This is a genomic window from Mesorhizobium sp. M0136 (assembly GCF_040322515.1).
In the GTDB taxonomy this organism is placed as follows: Bacteria; Pseudomonadota; Alphaproteobacteria; order Rhizobiales; family Rhizobiaceae; genus Mesorhizobium.
In genome coordinates this window covers 1-19,602 of the sequence record NZ_JAMYTP010000040.1, presented here as the reverse complement: position 1 = coordinate 19,602, position 19,602 = coordinate 1, and the positions used below count along the sequence as shown (strand labels likewise).

At 63.2% G+C, this 19,602-nt stretch carries 21 protein-coding genes; 3 read left to right on the top strand and 18 right to left on the bottom strand.

The window, feature by feature from the left end; translation table 11 throughout:
• Window positions 1–401: 401 nt before the first annotated feature.
• The 8 genes from NKJ35_RS29195 to NKJ35_RS29160 all read right to left on the bottom strand — a co-directional run bounded on the left by NKJ35_RS29195 (window position 402) and on the right by NKJ35_RS29160 (window position 8,993).
• A complete protein-coding gene (locus NKJ35_RS29195) occupies window positions 402–2,537 on the bottom strand; it encodes a xanthine dehydrogenase family protein molybdopterin-binding subunit (protein WP_352651038.1) in 2,136 nt (711 codons plus the stop codon).
• Window positions 2,534–3,532, bottom strand: coding sequence for an FAD binding domain-containing protein (locus NKJ35_RS29190; protein ID WP_352651037.1), 999 nt, complete (start codon window positions 3,530–3,532; stop codon window positions 2,534–2,536). Before NKJ35_RS29190 ends, NKJ35_RS29195 begins: the two co-directional genes overlap by 4 nt.
• A 3-nt stretch (window positions 3,533–3,535) precedes the next feature.
• Entirely contained in the window at window positions 3,536–4,147 is a 612-nt protein-coding gene (locus NKJ35_RS29185; protein WP_352651035.1) for a (2Fe-2S)-binding protein, read from the bottom strand.
• Window positions 4,148–4,339: 192 nt separating this feature from the next.
• Window positions 4,340–4,888 (bottom strand): adenylate/guanylate cyclase domain-containing protein, encoded by a 549-nt coding sequence (locus NKJ35_RS29180; protein WP_352651033.1) that lies wholly within the window; start codon window positions 4,886–4,888, stop codon window positions 4,340–4,342.
• Window positions 4,815–5,867: a hypothetical protein gene (locus NKJ35_RS29175; protein ID WP_352651032.1), complete on the bottom strand. Its 1,053-nt coding sequence runs from the start codon at window positions 5,865–5,867 to the stop codon at window positions 4,815–4,817. The genes NKJ35_RS29180 and NKJ35_RS29175 overlap by 74 nt, the downstream gene beginning before the upstream one ends.
• A 63-nt stretch (window positions 5,868–5,930) precedes the next feature.
• A complete protein-coding gene (locus NKJ35_RS29170; protein ID WP_352651030.1) occupies window positions 5,931–6,305 on the bottom strand; it encodes a c-type cytochrome in 375 nt (124 codons plus the stop codon).
• Window positions 6,302–8,536, bottom strand: coding sequence for a xanthine dehydrogenase family protein molybdopterin-binding subunit (locus NKJ35_RS29165; RefSeq protein WP_352651028.1), 2,235 nt, complete (start codon window positions 8,534–8,536; stop codon window positions 6,302–6,304). Before NKJ35_RS29165 ends, NKJ35_RS29170 begins: the two co-directional genes overlap by 4 nt.
• Window positions 8,537–8,546: 10 nt before the next feature.
• Complete coding sequence (locus tag NKJ35_RS29160) at window positions 8,547–8,993, bottom strand: (2Fe-2S)-binding protein (RefSeq protein ID WP_352651026.1); 447 nt, start codon at window positions 8,991–8,993, stop codon at window positions 8,547–8,549.
• A 159-nt stretch (window positions 8,994–9,152) separates the two neighbouring features.
• Between NKJ35_RS29160 and NKJ35_RS29155 the strand changes: the two genes are divergently transcribed.
• Entirely contained in the window at window positions 9,153–10,049 is an 897-nt protein-coding gene (locus NKJ35_RS29155; RefSeq protein ID WP_352651024.1) for a LysR family transcriptional regulator, read from the top strand.
• A gap of 44 nt (window positions 10,050–10,093) precedes the next feature.
• On the opposite strand, the gene NKJ35_RS29150 is transcribed toward NKJ35_RS29155, so the two are convergent.
• The 10 genes from NKJ35_RS29150 to NKJ35_RS29105 form a co-directional block, all read right to left on the bottom strand.
• Complete coding sequence (locus NKJ35_RS29150) at window positions 10,094–11,458, bottom strand: arabinose transporter (protein WP_352651022.1); 1,365 nt, start codon at window positions 11,456–11,458, stop codon at window positions 10,094–10,096.
• Window positions 11,459–11,504: 46 nt separating this feature from the next.
• Entirely contained in the window at window positions 11,505–12,257 is a 753-nt protein-coding gene (locus NKJ35_RS29145; protein WP_352651020.1) for an SDR family oxidoreductase, read from the bottom strand.
• Window positions 12,254–12,658, bottom strand: a complete 405-nt coding sequence (locus tag NKJ35_RS29140) for a (R)-mandelonitrile lyase (protein WP_352651018.1) — start codon at window positions 12,656–12,658, stop codon at window positions 12,254–12,256. Before NKJ35_RS29140 ends, NKJ35_RS29145 begins: the two co-directional genes overlap by 4 nt.
• A 16-nt stretch (window positions 12,659–12,674) precedes the next feature.
• A complete protein-coding gene (locus NKJ35_RS29135) occupies window positions 12,675–13,145 on the bottom strand; it encodes a cyclophilin-like fold protein (protein WP_352651016.1) in 471 nt (156 codons plus the stop codon).
• A 386-nt stretch (window positions 13,146–13,531) separates the two neighbouring features.
• Window positions 13,532–13,804, bottom strand: coding sequence for a hypothetical protein (locus tag NKJ35_RS29130; protein WP_352651014.1), 273 nt, complete (start codon window positions 13,802–13,804; stop codon window positions 13,532–13,534).
• A 370-nt stretch (window positions 13,805–14,174) separates the two neighbouring features.
• Complete coding sequence (locus tag NKJ35_RS29125) at window positions 14,175–14,930, bottom strand: ABC transporter ATP-binding protein (protein ID WP_352651012.1); 756 nt, start codon at window positions 14,928–14,930, stop codon at window positions 14,175–14,177.
• Between the two features lie 438 nt (window positions 14,931–15,368).
• Entirely contained in the window at window positions 15,369–15,764 is a 396-nt protein-coding gene (locus tag NKJ35_RS29120; RefSeq protein WP_352651010.1) for a hypothetical protein, read from the bottom strand.
• Between the two features lie 168 nt (window positions 15,765–15,932).
• A complete protein-coding gene (locus NKJ35_RS29115; RefSeq protein WP_352651009.1) occupies window positions 15,933–16,256 on the bottom strand; it encodes a vWA domain-containing protein in 324 nt (107 codons plus the stop codon).
• A 730-nt stretch (window positions 16,257–16,986) separates the two neighbouring features.
• Complete coding sequence (locus NKJ35_RS29110) at window positions 16,987–17,160, bottom strand: hypothetical protein (protein WP_352651008.1); 174 nt, start codon at window positions 17,158–17,160, stop codon at window positions 16,987–16,989.
• A 399-nt stretch (window positions 17,161–17,559) separates the two neighbouring features.
• Window positions 17,560–18,000 carry a hypothetical protein gene (locus NKJ35_RS29105; protein ID WP_352651056.1) on the bottom strand — a complete coding sequence of 147 codons (441 nt, stop codon included), beginning with the start codon at window positions 17,998–18,000 and terminating at the stop codon, window positions 17,560–17,562.
• Here NKJ35_RS29105 and NKJ35_RS29100 point away from each other — a divergent pair.
• Together NKJ35_RS29100 and NKJ35_RS29095 are read left to right on the top strand one after the other, a co-directional pair.
• A complete protein-coding gene (locus NKJ35_RS29100; protein WP_352651054.1) occupies window positions 17,905–18,678 on the top strand; it encodes an alpha/beta fold hydrolase in 774 nt (257 codons plus the stop codon). The two genes, NKJ35_RS29105 and NKJ35_RS29100, sit on opposite strands and share 96 nt — an antisense overlap.
• A gap of 452 nt (window positions 18,679–19,130) precedes the next feature.
• Window positions 19,131–19,602, top strand: a 472-nt coding sequence (locus NKJ35_RS29095; protein ID WP_352651007.1) for an ArsR/SmtB family transcription factor, incomplete at its 3' end; no start/stop codon positions are given.

The window sequence follows — 19,602 nt, the reverse complement described above, 5'->3', positions numbered from 1 at the left end:
GAGTGGGAATCAGAGGGACAAGCCACGAAGCGAGCCTCCATACTCTTTGACCTGACGCTCAGCCAGCCGGATGGATGAGATTCGAACCAAAAGGCTTAATCGCCGAATCGACGGCGCATATGCATCCCACAACGCATCTTATGCGACTTTGACCCCAGGTTGATTGCGATCCTGCCCCAGGCCCACCCGGTTCCGAAACGGCGCAATGCGCCACTTCTTGACATTCCCGACGCTTTGCCAAAGCGGACTTTCGGTGACCGTCCGGAATCGACCCGAGCGAACCGGAGGTCAGCAGCTCTTTGCGATCGCTGGGGCGAGACCCACGCTACCGGGTGGAGAGAAACGATTGCCTGCACATTCGGGGGCGGGGGCGTGCTCCTGATGCGACGAGCCGCGCTCCTTTAGAGCAGCTTGTCCGGCGTGACGGGCAGCTCGCGGATGCGTTTGCCGGTGGCGTGGAAGATGGCGTTCGTGATCGCCGGGGCGACGCCGACCATGGCGATTTCGCCGAGGCCCTTCACGCCGAGCGGGTTCACATGCGGGTCGTGCTCATCCACGAAGATCACGTCCATGGTCGGCGGCGCGTCGGCATGCACCGGAACCGCGTATTCGGCGAAGTTGGCGTTTGGAACCCGCCCGTTGCGGGCGTCTACCACCGAATGCTCCATTAGCGCCATGCCGATGCCGCCGATCATGCCGCCGACGCACTGGCTGCGGGCGGTCTTCGGGTTGACGATGCGTCCGGCCCCATAGGCGCCGACGATGCGGCGAACGCGTGTCTCGCCAAGATCCGGATCGACTGCCACTTCCGTGAACACGGCGCCGAAGGAGTGCATCGAAAAGCCCTTGCTCGCGTCGCCTGGCGCCGAGTCCGCCGCAGCCTCGACCGCCTGGCCAATACGGCGCATCGCCTCCCAAAGGTCGTTTGCTCCACCGCGGGCAAGCGCATCCTCCCTCGCCTTGCGGCACGCTGCCTGAACGGCGCTGCCGACGCTCGCCATCGTCATCGAGCCGCCGTGCGGGGGCGTCTTCGGCAGCCGGCTATTGCCGAGACTGAACTTCACCCGCTCGATGGGCAAGCCCAGAGCCTCGGCTGCTACCTGCGTCATCGACGTCCAGGTGCCCGGACCCATGTCGCTTGCGGCGCTCGCCACCTCGGCGGTGCCATCCGGCAACAGGCGCGCCATGGCGGATGCGGGTGCGAAATTCATCGGATAGGTGGCAGTCGCCATGCCCCAGCCGATCAGCAGCCGGCCGTCCCGCATGGAGCGCGGTTCGGGGCTGCGCCGGCTCCAGCCGAAGCGCTCCGCTGCCAGCCTGTAGCATTCTCTGGTCGAGCGGCTCGAGAAAGGCAGCTTTTTGGATTCATCTTGCTCCGGCTCATTGCGCAGCCGGAACTCGACCGGATCGATGTTCAACGCCACGGCAAGCTCGTCCATGGCGGCTTCGAGGGCGAACACGCCGCTCGCCTCACCTGGGGCGCGCATATAGGTGGGGGTATGCACGTTCAGGGGTGCGATACGATGGCGCGTGTACACGTTCGGGCAGGCATGGAGAAACTGGCTCGCGCTCAGGAGCGCCTCCGAAAATTCCTCATAGGTGGAAGTCTCCTCATATCCGTCGTGCAGGATGGCCATGAGGCGCCCATCGCCCGCGGCGCCGAGCGCCACCCGCTGGACCGTGTGCGGGCGATAGCCGACGCCGTAATACATTTCGCGCCGGGACAGCATCAGCTTTACCGGCCGGCCGGCTGCACGCGCGCCGAGCGCCGCCAGCGTGACATGCGGCCAGGTGCGCAGCGCCGATCCGAAGGCGCCGCCGACAAATGGCGAGACGACGTGGATGTTCTCGGCCGGAATGCCGAACACGGCGGCGATCTCATCGGCAACGCCATGCACCCACTGCGATTTGTCCCATAGCGTCAGGCGATCGCCCTCCCAAGCCGCGATGGTGGCGTGCATCTCAATTGGGTTGTGGTTCTCGCGCGGGATCACATAGGTCTCATCGACCTTCACTTCGGCGCTCGCCAGCGCTTTTTCATGGTCGCCGCGCCGTGTCTCGGGCGGCTGGGTCGAAGCTTGGTCAGTCTTTTGTTGCGTGGGCAATACCGGCTCGACCTGGGTAATGTGCGTGGTTCCAGCTTCGCGTGCGTAGGTGACCCGCACCAGCGTCGCTGCGTGGCCCGCCTGCTCGAGGGTGTCGGCGATCACGAGACCGATCGGCTGGCTCTGATGGCTCACCCGATCGTCCTGGAGCACGTGCAGACGCTCACCAATCACGGGGTCTGTAAATCCCTTGTGCGGTTCGTAGGCCAGCTTGGGCGCATTGCGATGGGTGAGAACGGCGATGATGCCCGGCGCCTGCTCTGCTTCAGCCGTTTCGATCGAGGCGATGCGGCCGGCCGCGACCGAGCTCCGCACGATTGCCGCATAGGCCTGGTTTGGTTGGTCGAACTCGGCCGCATAGGTCGCCTGGCCCGTGACTTTCTGGCGGCCGTCGACGCGGCTGATAGGCTTTCCGATGGAAGCGGTGGTCATGTCCGTGCTCCCGCGATTTCGACCGCACGCACGATGGCGCGCCGCATCAGTTCGATCTTGAAATCATTGTGGCCACGTCCCTGTGCACCCTCGGCGGCGAGCGCTGCCGCCGAGCGGAGTTCGACCGGGTCGAGGCTGGCTGCGGTCAGGGCCGCCTCGACCCGGGGGACGCGCCACGGCTTGGTTCCGACGCCGCCGAGCGCGATGCGTGCTTGCCGGATTTGGGCGCCGTCCATCTCGAGCACCACCGCCGCCGAGACAACCGCGAACTCGAACGAGGCGCGATCGCGCACCTTGAGGTAATGCGAGCGCCGCGCCGCCGGATTTGCCGGAACCGTGATCGCGGCGATCACCTCGCCCGGCTCGAGCACGGTCTCGATGTGCGGGGTCGCTTCGGGGAGTCGATGGAAGTCGCCGAGTGGTACGGTGCGTTGTCCGTCGGCTCCTTCAATCTCCACGGCCGCATCAAGCGCTACGAGCGCGACCGCGAGGTCGGAGGGGTGGGCGGCAATGCAGTCATCGCTCGTGCCGAGCACGGCATGCCAGCGGTTTTCGCCGCCAATCGCAGCGCAGCCGGAGCCCGGCGCGCGCTTGTTGCAAGCCTCATAGCCCACGTCGCGAAAATACGGACACCGGGTGCGCTGCAGGACGTTGCCGCCCATCGTGGCTTGATTGCGCACCTGCGGGCTCGCGGACTCCAAAAGCGCCTCGGAGATGACGGGAAACTGCTCGACCACATCAGGATGAGCCGCTACTTCGGCCATCGTCGCCGCGGCGCCAAGCCTGAGGCCCTGCGGCCCGACCTCGATCCGGTTGTCGAGAAGGCCAGCAAGGCTGACCAGCCGATCGGGCCGGCGGATGTTTTCCTGAAGAAGCTGCACCATGTCGGTGCCGCCGGCGATGTATTCGACAGGCGCGTCATTGCGGCCGGCCTGTGGGCGGAAGGCAAGTGCGGCGGGCAGATCGCGCGGACGCTCGAGGGTGAAGGGGTGCATGGCTCAACCTCCCTGCACTGCACCGGTGACGCGAGCCGCGTCCTGGATCGCCGCGACGATGCCTTCATAAGCGCCGCAGCGGCAGATATTGCCGCTCATCCATTCGCGGATTTCCTCTGGCGAGCCGGCATGGCCCTCGTTGATGCAGGCAATGCCGGCCATGATCTGCCCTGACGTGCAATAGCCGCACTGGAAACCGTCCCGCTCGATAAAAGCTGCCTGCAAGGGATGGAGTTCCTCGCCCTGGGCCAAGCCTTCGATTGTGGTGATCTCGCGCCGCTCCACGAGGGCCGCGAGCGAAAGGCACGATTTCACGCGCTTTCCGTCCATCAGCACCGTGCAGGCACCGCACTGCCCGAGGCCGCAACCCTTCTTCGATCCCGTGAGATGCAGGTGCTCCCGAAGCGCGTCGAGCAGCGTCGTTCGCGGGTCGAGGGATAGCCTTTGCTCGGTTCCGTTGACGCGCAGCACCAGATCGAGCGGAGCCGGCGCCGGAACCTCGTCTTGCGCCGCCGCCGCCGCAAAGTCAGGCATGAGGTTTACTCCCGCAAGAGCGAGGCCAGTCACCGCTGTGCCTGCCAGCAGCTCTCGCCTCGTCACATCATAACTGGTCATGTCTGGCCCCTTGCTAGAGCGGGATTCATCCGCGACGGAGCATGCGAACCGGGAAGGACCGGATGGAGTGGAGGTCGCCGCCCGCTACAGGCGGGACCAGCCCTCGCGTTCCAACAACGGCTGCGGGCCGATGTTCCCAGCTGCAGCGATATTTTTCTCCGTGGCACGCTTATTCGGGCGGTGGCCGGCAGTTCATGTATCCGCCCCGAGCCTGTCAGCTGTCTCATGCAGGCACCAGACCGCGACTGGCCGTTGCCTTCCGCGTACCGTGCGCGTCTGGTCGGGCCGCAGGTCTTTGATGATTACAGACGGCTCATGACCGCGGGATTGCACGGCACGCACCAAGTCGTCGGTGATCATCAGCCTTGTGCCGGTATGGCGGGTCAGGCGCTCGAGCCGGCTTGCGACGTTGACTGCGTCGCCCAGCACCGTGAACTCGAGGCGCTGGGCATGGCCGATGTTGCCGACGACCACCTCGCCATAGTGCAGGCCGATCCCAATCTCGATTGGCTCCTGGTCCTTGCGAGCACGCTCGACGTTCCATCGCTTCATCTCGGCGAGCATGGTGTCGGCACAGGTCAGCGCTCGGATCGGGTCGTCGTCTCGTGGGCGCGGTGTCCCGAAATGCACCATGATCGCGTCGCCTATATATTTGTCGATCGTACCGCTATTGGCGAAGACTACGCGTGCCAAGCGGCCGTGGAACTCGCGCAGGAGGCCCACCAGCGCTTCCGGCTCCATCCGCTCGGAGTGCCGGGTGAAGCCTACCATGTCGGCGAACAGGATCGCGGCCGGCTGCACGATTGGGCCGGTCGAGTGGATCGGCGTTGGTTGAAAGCTCTCGCACGATGTTGGGCGAGAAGTATCGGGACAGCGAGGCCCGTGCGCTCTCGGCGGCCACCTGACGGCGCACCAGCTGCCGCGAGCGCCAGACCGTTGCCGTGAGGATGAGGGTCACCAACCCCAGGAAGACGATCTGGTTGAAGAAGTTCGTGCAACTCACCGACCTCGGATCGAGGAAGCGGCTGATGACCGCTTCTGAACTTAGGCCACTATCGAGGCTCTGGCGCGAACTCGTCAGCAACGTGTCCGGCAGGGACGCAGCCCACAGGAAGCCCCCGCTCCACGCAACGATAGCGGCAATGCCGGCCCACATCACGAGCCAGGGCGAGTAGCTCAGCGACATCCCGACCAGGAAGATGCCGAGAAAAAGGAAATTCGGCAGGCGCAGGTTAAGCTGCGCCGTCCAGCCCTCCACGTAGAAGGGCGGCGGCACAACCAGCACATAGGTCAGGATGATTGCGTCGAGCATCAAGAACGCCGCCAGGACGGGTGCGCGTCCATACCCCTGGCGTGCAAGCAGGTACGGCGGAGCGCCGAGCAGCGCAAAGGCCGCAATGGCCGAGAGATACCCCGCCGAACGCTCGAAGGGCAGGCTCAGCGCCCAGACAGCAAGCACGGCAAGTGCGGCGAGACGACCCCAGAACATGTAGGAGAGGCCCTTCAGCTCCTCCTGTACTATCCCCTCGGTGACGTCCTGATACGTCGGACGGCCCGGCGTCGACCCCGGGCTTGCTGCCCGAAGCAGCTTTTGGATTGATAATTGCGCGCGTCTCTTGCCAATCACGGCGCTTACCCTTCTGCACTGAAGCTCGATGGCGTCGCGTTTCGTCAGACCGGTGCTTACAGGTGCTTGCCCGCCACGGATATCGGCGGGCAAGTCGCAAATGCCGGGCGGTCCGGTTCGATCCGGGGTACGGCCCAAGCAAGCCTCGGAGCGGCGCTACAGGCTACTCAGGAACTCGATGAGGGCGTGCCGCTCGTCTGCACTGTTGAAGCGCTGAACCATTCGTGTGCCGCCCACCATGGCAGTCGGATTCGCGAGGTAGGTTTCCAGCATCTCGGGTGTCCAGGTGATGCCTGAGTCGCGCAGGGCGGGAGAGTAGTTGAAGCCTTCGACGCTGGCGGCGGCGCGGCCGACCACACCCTGCAGGTGAGGTCCGGCACCGTTCCGCGTGGTCGCGATCTGGTGGCAGGCCCCGCAGCGCTGCCGGAACACGCGCTCCCCTGAACCGGGATTCGCCTCCTGGGCAACGGACAAATCCGTTGCCCAGGTTGCTGCAATCATTGTTAAGGCAGGTAGTACGAAATTCCTCATCCTTCCATGCCTTTCAGGTCGAGCTTCGAGAGGGGCAGGCTGCGGATACGCTGGCCGGTGAGCACCGAGGCGGCATTGACCACCGCCGGCGGCACGCCTGGCAGGCCAGGCTCGCCGATGCCGCCCATCGGCGCACCGCTTTCGACGATGCGCACATGCACCCGCGGCATCTTGTCGGGCGGCAGGATGGGATAGGCGTCGAAGTTGCGGGCCTGCGGCATGCCGTCGACATAAACGACTTCCTCCAGCAGCGCCGAGGACAGGCCAAGTGCAACCGCCGAGTTCACCTGCGCCTCGATGATGGCCGGATTGACGATGCTTCCGGGATCGATGGCCACCCAGATCTGGTGCGCGACGACCTCGCCGTCGCGCAGCGAGACTTCGGCGATCGTCGCCACCTCGCTGCCGAAGGGCGAGGCCATCGCGACCCCGCGCGCGCGGCGGCTGCCGTCCTCTGCCGCGAAGGGACCGCGCTTCCACCCCCCGGACAGATCGGCAACTGCCTGCAGAAGATTGCTGTGGCGCGGGCTGTCCGCGAGAAGCCGCAGCCGCAGTTCGTAGGGGTCCTGCTGACCTGCGTCGGCCATTTCATCGAAGAACGTCTCGTAGAAGAAGTCGTTCATCGAATGACCAACCGACCGCCAGAAGCCGATGATCGCCGGGTCGTCGACGTGAACCTGGCCGACGCGCCGGTTCGGAATCGCATAGACTTTACCCGCGATGCCTTCGACGGCGGAGCTGTCCACCTTGTCCGGCTGGCGGCCGAACCAACGTCCCGCCGGACCTTCACCCACCGCAACGGCATCCAGAACGACCGGCAAACCGTCGGCGTCGAGACCGGCGCGAAAACGGGCGACCCCCATTGGTCTCAACGTGTCGCGCAGGAATTCCTCCTCGCGGCTCCAGATGAGCTTGACGGGACGATCTGCCGCCTTCGCCAGCAGGATCGCCTGCGGGAACGGGTTGGCCGTCTGATAAAGGAAGTGCCGGCCGAAGAAGCCGCCGAGCATCGGCGAATGGATGATCACCTTGCCCGGCTCGATGCCCGCGACCTTTGCAGCCTCCGCCTGGAACATCTCGGGCGCCTGGTTTGGGATCCAAAGCTCAAGAGTCCCGCCCTCGTTCCAGCGCGCGATCGCCGATGGCGGCTCGAGCTGGCCGTGCACGAGATAGGGCGCGTCGTACGTCGCCTCCACGACCTGGGCCGCACCTGCAAGGGTACCCGCGGTGTCGCCTTCCTGCTCGAAAGCGACGCCGTCTCCGGGTGTCGACTTCAACATTGCCCTGTGGGTCTCGGAGGAGAAATCAGCCGGCATGGCGCGAGGCGTTGCAGCAGCAGGCTCCGTCCAGGTCACCTGCAGAGTTTCCACCGCGCGGCGCGCCCGCCACCAGCTGTCGGCGACGACCGCCACTGCCCCAGGCAAGCGGTGAATCGAGTGCACGCCGGGCATGGCGAGCACCTCCGCCTCATTCGCCAGCGCGCCCGGCTCACTGCCGAGGCGCAGGCTATGCTGGACGGCGGCGTGAAGCATGCCGTCGACCTTGAGGTCGATCGCGTACTGCGCGCGCCCCGTGGACTTGTCGCGCGCGTCGAGCCGCCGAACGGGCTTGCCGATCCAGCGAAAGCTGTCGGGAGAGCGCAGCACGACATCGTTTGGCACTGGCAGATCGGCGGCTGCATCGGCAATCTCGCCGTAAGGGATTGCTTGACCGCTCGCGGTATGCACGACTTGGCCCGGTTCCGTGGAAAGCTCGGATAGCTGGACGCCGAGTCGTTCGGCGGCCGCCTGCAGCAGCATCTGGCGCGCGGATGCGCCAAGCCTGCGCATCGTCTCGTAGCTCATCCGCACCGACATGCTGCCGCCGGTAAAACGGCCGCCGCCGGTCAGGAGATAATCGGGACCGGGAGGCGCTCCCTCGACCGTGAAGTTCACGGGATCGACATCCAACTCCTCACCGACAATCTGCGCCATGGCGGTGAAGATGCCCTGTCCGCCCTCGATGAAGGCACTGCGGAACAGCACGGTGCTATCGGGGCGGATTTCCAGAAAGGCACTGACCCGAGATCCGGGCGTGATGGAGGCGGCCTGCGCCCGGGCGCTTCCGACTGGCACCGTGACGGATAGGACGAGCGCTGCGGCGCCACCGAGAAAGCCGCGGCGCGAGATGTTGAGCGGACCGCCCTCGCTGGCCGTGGACCAGCGGTTCCGAATAAGAGTCATGTCGTTCATGGAATCCTCCTCACGCCTGGGCGGCCTGCCGGACGGCAGCCGAGATCACGTTGTAGGTGCCGCAGCGGCAGAGGTTCACCATCGCGCCGGCGATATCCTCCTCGGTCGGTTGCGGGTTTTGCTTGAGGAGCGCCGTGGCAGCCATCACCTGACCGGACTGGCAGTAGCCGCATTGCGGCACCTGGTTGGCGACCCAGGCCTCGACCACCTTCCTGCCCTCGGCATCCTGCTCGATCGCCTCTATCGTCGTGATCGCCGTTCCGACGACGCTGTCCACCGTCGTCACGCAGGACCGCGTGGCCTGTCCATCGATCAGCACCGTGCATGCGCCGCACTGGGCGACGCCGCAGCCATATTTTGTGCCGGTCATGCCCAGCACATCGCGCAGCGCCCAGAGCAGAGGCGTGTCTGGTTCGACGTCGACCTGAAATGTCGAGCCGTTGATGGTCAGTTCCATGGCCTTCACCTTTTGGTTCGCGGGAAAGCCAACACGACTGGCTGTTGGCTTGTCGGACCTGCAGGGTAGCCGTTCCCGATCAAAAGCATTAGGGGCGTTAATTCGCTTGCATTGATCGACAGGAGACATAAATCTTCAGCGATCGGGTTGGGAAACGGCATGGCCAAGGAAGACTTCAACGACCTCTTATGGTTCCTGGCCGTTGCCGAGGAAAAGAGCTTCACGCGCGCCGCGGCAAAGCTCGGCATCACGCAGTCCACCCTCAGCCACACGATCAAGCGGTTGGAAACGCGCATGGGCATTAGGCTGCTCACGCGCACGACCCGCAGCGTGGCGACGACCGAGGCCGGCGAGCGCCTACGGCAGTCGCTTGCACCGCGTGTTGCGGAAATCGAAGCGGAGATCGCCTCGCTGATGGAGTTCCGCGATAAGCCTGCTGGAACCATCCGGCTGACCCTTTCGGATCACGCCTTCGACAGCCTCGTGTGGCCGAAGCTCAGGCCGGCGATCGCAGATTATCCCGACATCAAGCTGGAACTCAGCATCGACAACGGGCTGCGCAACATCGTCGAAGATGGATTCGACGCGGGAGTACGATTGGGTGAAAGCGTCGAGAAGGACATGATTGCGATCCGCGTCGGTCCGGACTGGCGCATGGTCGCCGTCGCCTCCCCCGACTATTTCGCCGAGCATCCTCCGCCTCGTCATCCGCAGGAGCTGATTGGACACAACTGCATGAACATGCGCCAGACACGTGGCGGCGGGCTTTATGCCTGGGAATTCGAAAAGGAGGGTCATGAGCTTCGCGTCCGGGTGGATGGGCAGCTCACCTTCAACGCCTCCTACGCCATGGTGGATGCGGCTCTGAAGGGGTACGGCGTCGCCTTCGTTCCCGAGGACCTCGTCGAGCGATACATCGCGTCGGGCGATCTCCTCCAGGTGCTGGACGACTGGTGCCCGAAATTCCCGGGCTATTACGTCTATTATCCGAGCCGACGACAGAACCTGCCGGCCTTCAAGGTCATCATCGATGCCCTCGGGCACAAGGAGCCTTGAGGCAACCTGGCCTGCGACCACCATCTATTCGGAATCCAATATACTCATGCCCTGTCGCGGGACTGGTAGGCTACACCCGAAGACTTCCGGGAGAGCCCAAGCGCTATCACTGTGGCGCATGACACGATCACCGCGCTGGCCAGGAATACACTATCCAGCGTGGCCGAGGCTGCGATCAAGCCGAGAGCGGGACTGCCGAAGCCGAGCGCCACGTCGAGGAAGACGGTGTAAAGACCCATGGCGAGCCCTCGGCTGCTGGCGGGAAGATTCCTGATAGCCTCGGCTCCAAGCCCCGGATAGACCAGCGAATAGCCGAGCCCGGTGAGTGCCGCGCCTGCGGCCGCAAGCATGGGTCCTGGCGCAAACCAGATCAGCATGAGGCCCGCGGCTTCCACCAGGACGAAGATCGCCGCGACCCGCGCGCCTCCGAGCCTGTCCGGCAGACCACCGATAAATAGCCGTGCCGCGATCAACGCTCCCGCGTAGGCCGTGAAGGGCAGCCATACGAGCCCCCAGCCGTTTTCCGCGAACTGCAGAGCGCCGAAGGACAGGATCGCGCCGTATCCAATGCTGCTGAGCGCCGCCCCGATCCCCGGAATCCAGACTGCCCCGAACACGCTTATGAATGAGTGTCGCGCACTGCTCGTCGCTGGTCTCACGCCATGCATCGGTACGATAGCGAGGAGGGTCGCAGCGGGAAGGACGGCCGTGGCAAGCGCGATCGCGGAAAAACCGCCGGCTGCGTATAGCGTCGATCCGATCGGCGCCCCGAGCGCCAAAGCCGCGAACATGGCGGTCCCGATCCAGCCGATGATCTTGCCCGAGTGTCGGTCGTCGGCAAGGGCGAGGCCCCATGCAACACCGCCGGTGATGATGAAGCTCTCCGCCATCCCTAGCACGGCGCGCCCGAAAAGTAGGATCGCCGCGGACGCCGCGGGTCGGCCGAGCAAGGCGAACGACGCGAGATAGACCAGTCCCGCCAGCGCGGCTGTAACCAGACCGATGACAACCGCACTTTTGCCACCGCGCGTATCGGCATAAGAGCCTGCCCATACACGCGAGAGGAGCGAGGCGATGAACTGGCTGCCCGTGACCAGTCCGACCACAAACGGACCGAACCCAAGCCCATCATGAACATGCAGGGGCAGGACTGGCAACGCAAGTCCGATGACCAGAAAGCCGGCGGACACGGCCGCCATGATCGGCAGTAGTGTCGCCATGCTTTCCCGCCCCTCGATCATCGACACCCTGGTACCTCTGTATGCCCTTGCAATGATCACGCTCAGCAGCAACACCTTGATTGCCCGCCGCTCGTCCATGGCGCGGTAATTTCCGCGACTTCGCCAGCAGCATGTTAGACGTCGAAGAGCTTGCCAGGCTTGATTCGACCCATTCAGCACGCGGTCCATCAGCTCCGCGGAAACTGTACCGCAGGGACGGATGCGACTCCCGCCCCTACCAGGGCTGGTTTGCCGGCCCTACCGTGATCTCGTTGATCGTCGTGTCCTCGGGCTGGCCGATAGCGAAGGCGACGACGCTGGCGATCCGGTCTGGCGAGATCCCGTATTTGTCATACGTGTTCCGCATCTGGTCGAGCGTCTGCTTCTGGCTGATGGTGTTCAGCAGCTCAGTGTTGATCGCGGCGGGATAGATCGTCGCGGTGCGGATGTTCGTCCCCTCCATGGCGGATTCCATGCGCAGGACCTCCATGAAGTCGCGGAGGAACCATTTTGTCCCGCCATACACAGCACCGCTCGGATAGGCCTTGAGCCCCGCAACGGATGACGTCGCAATGACATGCCCGGATTTCTGCTCGATGAACGCCGGCAGTACTGACGCCACGCCGTTGAGGACACCCTTGATGTTCACGTCGACCATCTGGTGCCAGTCGTCAGTCTTCAGCGCGGAGAGCGGCGAGTTCGGCATGAGGCCGGCATTCAGGAAGATGACATCGACGCGGCCGAACGTATCCTTGGCAAGTTTTACCATCGCGTCGTTGTCGGACGGTTTGGTCACGTCCAACTCCTTGTAGATCGCCTGACCTCCATCCCTTCCGATCTCGCCCGCGATCTGCTTCAGTTTTTCTTCGCGCCGCGCACCGAGGACGACCTTGGCGCCCTTGCTTGCGAGTACCTTCGCCGTCGCTTCGCCGATGCCGGACGATGCGCCGGTGATAATCACGACCTTGTTCTCGACCGTATCGGTCATCGCTGGTCTCCTTGGTATTGTTTGTCGGTAACGTGCTCCATCCAGTCCACGACCTTGTCGTCCTGGACTTCCTGGATTGCGATGTGGGTCATCGCCACGTCGGGCGAGGCGCCGTGCCAGTGTTTCTCGCCGGGTCCGAACCAGACGACGTCGCCGGGTCGGATTTCCTCAATCGGGCCGTCCTCGCGCTGCACCCGCCCGATGCCGGAGAGGACGACGAGCGTCTGCCCGAGCGGATGCGTGTGCCAGGCGGTCCGGGCACCCGGCTCGAAAGTCACCTGCGCGCCCTGCACACGCGCTGCATCGAACGGGTTGAAGAGCGGATCAATCCGCACCGTACCCTTGAACCACGCTTCCGGGCCCTTTCCGGACGGCCGCGACCCTGCACGAATGATTTCCACGGAAATGTCCTTCCTTTCAGATGCGCTCGATGCGAAGCGGGAACTCACCCGGCACATGAAGCGCTTCATAGCCCTCGTCGAAGCGGCCGAGCCTGATCAGCCCCGGATGGCGGTAGTCGGCGTAGAACATGGCCAGGTTGCCCCACGGCAGGAAGTAGCAGAGGTCGTAGGGCCGCTCGTTGCCGAACGGTCCGCTGCCCTCCTCGGTAAGCTTGCGCGGGAGATGGGCGATCTTTTCGTTGTTGCTGTAATCCTCGATCGTAAGGTCGAGCGGCAGCATCGAGTAGAAATCCCTCGCCGACGGATTGTCGTAGAGCGTGGTCGTCATGGTCCGGCCGTCGAACGTCATCCTGATCCGCATGTCGGTAGGCTCCTGATTGGCCGGGCCCCTGCCTTCCTGACTGAGCGCCAGGCGCGGCAGGACGGCGGTTGCAACTGCGGCGCCGATCATTGCCCGGCGACTGAGGATCGGCCGCTTCATGGTCATGGCAAAGACCTCCGGGTTGTGCGCCATGCGACAAGTGCAAGCAGCGATGACCCGCAGAGCAGCGCCGCACCCCGAAAACCCCATCGCCATGCCCTGGAAAATAGCGTCCCTAAATCGATCGCATTAGACGGACCAATCCGCTTAGACTTATCGATCCAGGCCATGAATAGGACTGGAAGTCGTTCCCCTTTTGCATGAAAGCGTCAGACTCGTTCCGTCTCTTGCGCTTAGGGCGACGAAGTTGCGGAATGTGTTGAGTTTCGGTAGCTGCACAAAATTCGGCCCTCCGGGCAAGACGATCTAGGTCTACTTTGAGCCAGTATCGCTGGGTGCGGTGAACGTCGGCTATCGGGCAGAGAAATTGGCTGATGAAGGGCGGCTTAGGGTCAGATCGCGTGTATGCGACGCTCGCACTGGCGCTTGTCATTCTCGATCCGTGACGCCGAAACTTCCAGTTTCGATCCGACAGTGATCCCCGCGACCTTTGGGATGTCTTGTGTCACGACGAGGCTGTCGCCCGAAGGAGCCATTCCGGACAGCTTTTGAAACAGGGGGTCCGAAGCGTCGCTAGGCATGAGCCGCGCCTTGTTCCGCGCTGGCTTGCCTCCGGTCTCGAGGGATAAATCCACCTCGCGCGGGGTCAGGATGACCGACGGCATCGCGTGTAACACGTGGGGCCATCTGCGGACCATCGAAGAACCCGTCCGGGCGCAGGTCGGCAGCCGCCGGCCTGATCTCGCGGTATGACGGGTCCTGGATGAAATCCTGTTTTAGGCGGTCGACGAAACCGACCTTCACCGACGTGAGAAGCAGGATCGGCGTGAGAACCGCGACGACGGACAGCACAAGGCAGGCGGAATCAGCTTCTCGTTCCAGAGGTCGCGCGAAGCAACGAAGAGGACGATCGGCATCCTGCCTGTCTTCGCTTTCGCCTCGGCTTTTCCGGCGGACTCCGCAATCAGGTTCCTTGAGACCGGCGCGTTCATTGAAGCTCGGACCTCGTGAAGTTCTCGCGAAGGGCGACCGGTTTCAGCGTGTGAACATGATCTGCAAATTTCCTACGAGATCGGTGTCGTGCGACACCATGAGCACCGTAGTGCCGAACTCGGCCGCGATGGACTTGAACTCCCTCACGATGATGTCCGCCATGTTTTCGTCCACTGAAGCGGTCGGCTCATCCGCCAGCACGAGGTCAGGACGGAGGCAGAGCGCGCGCAGTATGCTGACGCGCTGGCGCTGGCCGAGGGAAAGGACGGACGGTTTCTTGTCGAGGTGGTCGAACAGTTCGTAGGTGCGCGCTATGCTTTCGATCGCCTCGCGATCCGGCCGCCTGTCGCTCAGGCGGAACGGAAGCTCCAGGTTCTCCCTGACCGTAAAGAACGTGAACAATCCGCCAGTCTGCAGGATATAGCCGAAATGCTTCAGACGCACCTCGCAGATTTTCGCGTCGCGTCCGCGCTTCAGGAGGTCGGCCAGGTCGATTGCTCCTTCTCCGGTGCGCAGCTCGAACGAGCCGACCTGAGTAGGCTGCGAAACCATCGCGAGCAGGTCGAGCAAGGTGCTCTTGCCGCTCCCGCTCTTGCCGATCAGCCCGTAGAACTTGCCCCGGCCGAGCTGGAACAGGGGTACCGCCAGTTCGAACCGGTAGAACTGGACTCCAGTACCTTGTCCAGGTTTTCGACGGCTAGGACCGTGTGGGCCATGGTCGGGCGGGCGGTCATGGAAGGTTGCTGAGATCGAGCATGAAAATCTGGTCGTCCGGTTTGCCGTCCAGGTTGAGGGCAAACCATCGGTCAGCCCGGTTGAGGACGTCGTTGTAAAGGGACGTGAGCGACTCCAGGCGCTCCTCGAACCTCTGGCGGTCGTCGGGCGACGCGTTCTGGAACTCCTCCAGTAACAGCGTGAGAATCTCGCTCTTGTACGGCAGGTTCTTGATGTACGTCGGAACCGCCTTGCTCGAACCTAGCTAGCTTGTCGGATGCGGCAACGCCGAGGTCATACGACGCTGCGGTCGATCCAGCCTGCACTCCGCCGAAAACGAAAGTGCCGGTGGCCTTACCCGACTGCAGGTTGTCGGTAAGTCATTTCAGGAGATCCATGAGTTCTGACGTCCTTCCTGGTGACCATCAGCTTTATGTCGAAGGCCTTCTTCTTGTAGTCGCTAGGATCCCGGTCGACAGCCCATGCCACCAGGTTGGTCGGAGGCTGGGCGTCTTTGCCGATTTAGTCGACGAGGGCCGCGCGCACGGCGCCTGCGATCGCCTGTCCGGCGACGTCGTCGGAGCCGGTCGATTCGCTCATGACCGCACCGAAGTCGCCGGTGCTCAGGTATTTGACGATGTGGTCGATCTGGTCGCGCAAGCTGACTTCAAGGGTGGCCTCCTCGGAGCCGGTGACCCGCGAAAAGGAGACATGCTCGCCGTCGCCGGCCGCCATCGTTTCGAACTGAGGCCTCGCCCGGTCGAAGTTGCCAGCATCTGACTGTTTGCCGCTCACGTAGATCGAGGCAACGTATACGCTCTTTTCCTTGGCCAGATCTTTGACCGATCTCTCGTCGAGGTTCATCGAGTTCTTCGGGTCGCCGATCGGGTGACCGCTCGCGTCGCCGATCAGGATCATGATCTTGGGAACGTCCGGATCCCAGGCTGACTCGAGGGCGGTCTTCATTCCGGCGAAAACGTCCTCGTCCCATTCGCCCGCTCCCACGCTCGCCGCCTTTGCCTGCCCGGACTCGAGGAGTTCGGCAAACGGGTCTGCTTCCAGCAATTCGGGGTGAAATTCTTCGTATCAAACTCCAGCCCGGGCGAGACTTCGGGATCGTCCCGGTACCCTACCAAGCCGAACCGCAGCTTCGAGCTGGAGTCCCTGGAACTTTGCGCTCAGCGCCCGCGCGGCGTCGCGGACTGCGTTCTTGACGGCGTCTATGTGCGGCTGCATGGAGGCCGTCATGTCGATCACGAACACGACATTCATTCCCTTCACGCCCGTGAAGCTGGCGCTGTGCTCCGCAACGCACTTGTTGGCGTCGCTCTTCCTGATGTCGCATGCCGCGGACGCGTCCTGCTGCGACCGGGCCTGGTTGGTAAGCGCGGCGACCTGCACTGCACTCAAGTCATCGTCCTGGGCGCTCGACGGCACGTGGTGTGGTCGAGGATAGGCATGAGGTAGAAAGCCCCGTCTGCCCGGCATAGTCCGTGTATATGAGGGCGTTCTTGTTGGCCCGCCACGTCGGAGGCGGGCTGTTTGGCTGCTCGACCTGTAAGGCCGTGGTCCGCGACCGCCGGCCGCCGTTTTTACCATCATCCCCGATTATCAGGGCAATCCAGCAGGAGACGAATCGCAACTGGAAACTGCCTTTCGCAAAGACCTGACAGCCTGCCTGGCAACCCGGCCCGACGCGCGCGGGCCGCATCGCCAAACGGCCGGCGCCAATCTCGCGTTGCGAGGTCCGCCCAAGAGCACCCGGCTGCTGCCTGATATGACGGAAAGGTGGTTTCTGCCTCTGCCGGGATGCCAACCGGAAATACGCAGCACAACCCGGCGCATATTAGGGCGTGCCTTAATGAAAGGTTGCCGGCGCCCCGCTATCGCGTCTCCATGCTGATCGGTCGGCAGCAGAGTTTCGCCCTCAGGACCATCGCCTCGTAAGCAGGGGGTCCAGTCCGCGCAAAGGAAAGGCGGGCCGAACTTGACCAGCCCGCATCTTTTTGGTTTTCAGGAAATCAGCAGCATGGCGAACTGCTGCAATCGACCTGACCCGGGACAAGCTGCGCACCGCTGCCGGAGTTGTAGTCGTTGCTGCCGTAAGGCGAGTGCGTTCCGGCCTTTCCGGTGTACGGGTTCATATTGCCCGCATTGAATAATTGTTGCCCGTACCGTCAGGGCTCGACCGGACATAGGGTTGCACATAGGTACTGTTGCTTTTCGTGTAACCGTTGCCATAGGTATCGGCGAAAGCCGTCGAGCCGGTCAGGACTGCAATCAACATGCCCGCCGCCACAATTCTCTTTTTCATTTTTTCCACTTTTGGTCTGGTTGTGGGTTTGTAGTGCCGCCGCACCCGTCGGTCGAACACCGGCCAAGCAAGCCCCTGCCGCGGCGTAAGACAGCCGTTTATTTCGTCGCAGTCGTCTCACCAGATGATCCTTGTTGGAGGTTGCGAACCGGCCGACATCGCGGAGGTAATTGCGCTGCGTCTCCTGGCAGAAGGGAAAACGGCATGATCAGACTCCTTGTTGAAGAAGCCCGTGATGCTCTGCAGCAGCCGAACCACGCTCAATGCGGGCGCGACAGCCGGTTCTTGGTCTCTACCTCAATCGCGGGCGCTCTCCCGCGCAGCGGGTTCGTCCTGCGTGCCCACTCAAGACGCTATGACTGCCTTCCCCGGCGATTGGAATTTCGAATACAGTCAGCCTCACGCCAATCCCACCCTGAAATCCTCCAGAACCTGAGCCAGCCCTGGCGCGCCGAGAAGTGTCACAACACACTTCGCCTGAAGCTTCGGTATCGCGCAATCGTAAATGGCAACAGCAGCCGCCATCCTGCTTGGCGCCGGGCTGTCTGGCCTGGCGCTGTACAACAGCGCTCGCGCCAGACGCGCGCTTTTCCCGCACGGGTCGGGGCGCTTTGTCGGAGTGGCGGGGGTGCGCCTGCATCTCCTTGAGCAGGGGAGCGGGACGCCGTTGATCCTGCTGCACGGAAACGGCTCGTCGGCCGAAGATTTCAAGACCAGCGGCATGCTCGACAAAGCGGCCAGCAGATACCGGGTGCTCGCCTTGACCGGCCCGGCTTCGGCAGGAGCACGCGGCCGCGAGGCAAATGGTGGACGGCGGCCGAGCAAGCCGATCTCATTCATGCCGCCGTCGCGCAGCTTGGGACCGAAAGATATTTCATTCTGGGCCATTCCTGGGGCGCGTCGGTGGCTCTCCAGCTCGTGCGCAGGCACCCAGCATCAGTTGCCGGAATCGTGCTTGCCTCAGGTTATTACTATCCGCCGCCGCGCCTGGGCCTCGCACTGGCGGCGCTGCCGGCCTTGCCTGTCGCCGGGGATGTTTTCTGCCACACCTTGCTGCCGCTGCTTGTGCGGCTCACCTCGCCGCTTGCCATAGGCAAGATATTTCGCCCCGGCATCATCTCTGCAGCGTTTGCTTCGTCGGCAAAGGACATCGCCAGCCGGCCCTCACAACTGCGGTCGATCGCAGCCGAATCGGGATTGATGCTGGCGGCCGCGCTGGCTGGCGGCCGCTTCACCCGCTACGATGATCTGTCGCTGCCTGTCGGCATTATTGCAGGGGCCGGCGACCGGTTGCTCGATGCGAAAACCGAGGCTCTTAGGCTACAATCCGAGATTCCTGGTTGCTTTGTCGACATCATTCCGCAGGCCGGCCACATGGTCCACCATACCGCACCGCTAGCTGTTCTCGCTATGGGTCGACAGGGTCGCTGCCGCGGCCAGCATGAAGTAGGCCGGCACTGGCGCATGATCCCGCTAATGGGAATCCGGTTTTCGGAAAGATCATGCGCAAAGCAATAGGTGGAACCCTGTCCCGACCCTATCGGGTGGCGAATCCGATGATATAACTTACGGCCACAAGCATGTCAGCGAACCGCATCGTGTGCCATCCCCGCCGGTTCCGCTAACATCGAGGTCGAGGTCTGGCACCTTGCAGACTGGCCAGGGGAACGGCCGCAATTCGTGGCTCGTTTCTGTCTGCCTTTAAGGCCGCAAGCGTCTAGTCATCTGCATTGAGGCCGCGGGCTGTCAAGCGCCCCGCATTACAAGGAGTTGACGCTCTGAGAAATGTAAACGTGTCGCACCATCCTTGTTGGTGCAGCATGCCGGGCTTACTGCCTTTCGAGCGCTTGATGTAACCAAATCACCGGCTCGGCGTTTCGTTCAGCGCCGTTGCAATGCCCACCCACCAACGCAACTTACGAGCACGAGCGAAGCCATAACCTCTGTCACGAGCATAGACTGGCAACTTCATGAGTCGCAATTTTCTGGTGATCGAACCTGAGGAAGGCATTGCCGTGCTCAAAGGGCTTGCCTCCTCGGCGCGCATCTCGATGCTGAAACTGCTGCATGAAAAGGGGCCGATGAATATCAACGAAATCGCCGCCGTGCTGTCGCTGCCGCAGTCGACCGTCTCAACCAACATCCAGGTGCTGGAGGATGCGGGGCTGATCCGAACCGAGAACCTGAAAGCGAAGAAAGGCAGTCAGAAAATCTGTTATCCGACGGCCGAAGAAGTGCTTGTCGTGTTCAAGAGCGAATACCGTGCGGTCAAGAACGATGCGATCGAAGTGTCGATGCCGATCGGGCTTTACACCGGCTTCGAGGTTACCGCGCCCTGCGGCCTTTGTTCGCCGGATGGCATCATCGGCTTGCTCGATGTGCCGAACACTTTCCTTGATCCGGATCGCATGAAAGCCGGTTTGCTGTGGTTCACGCGCGGTT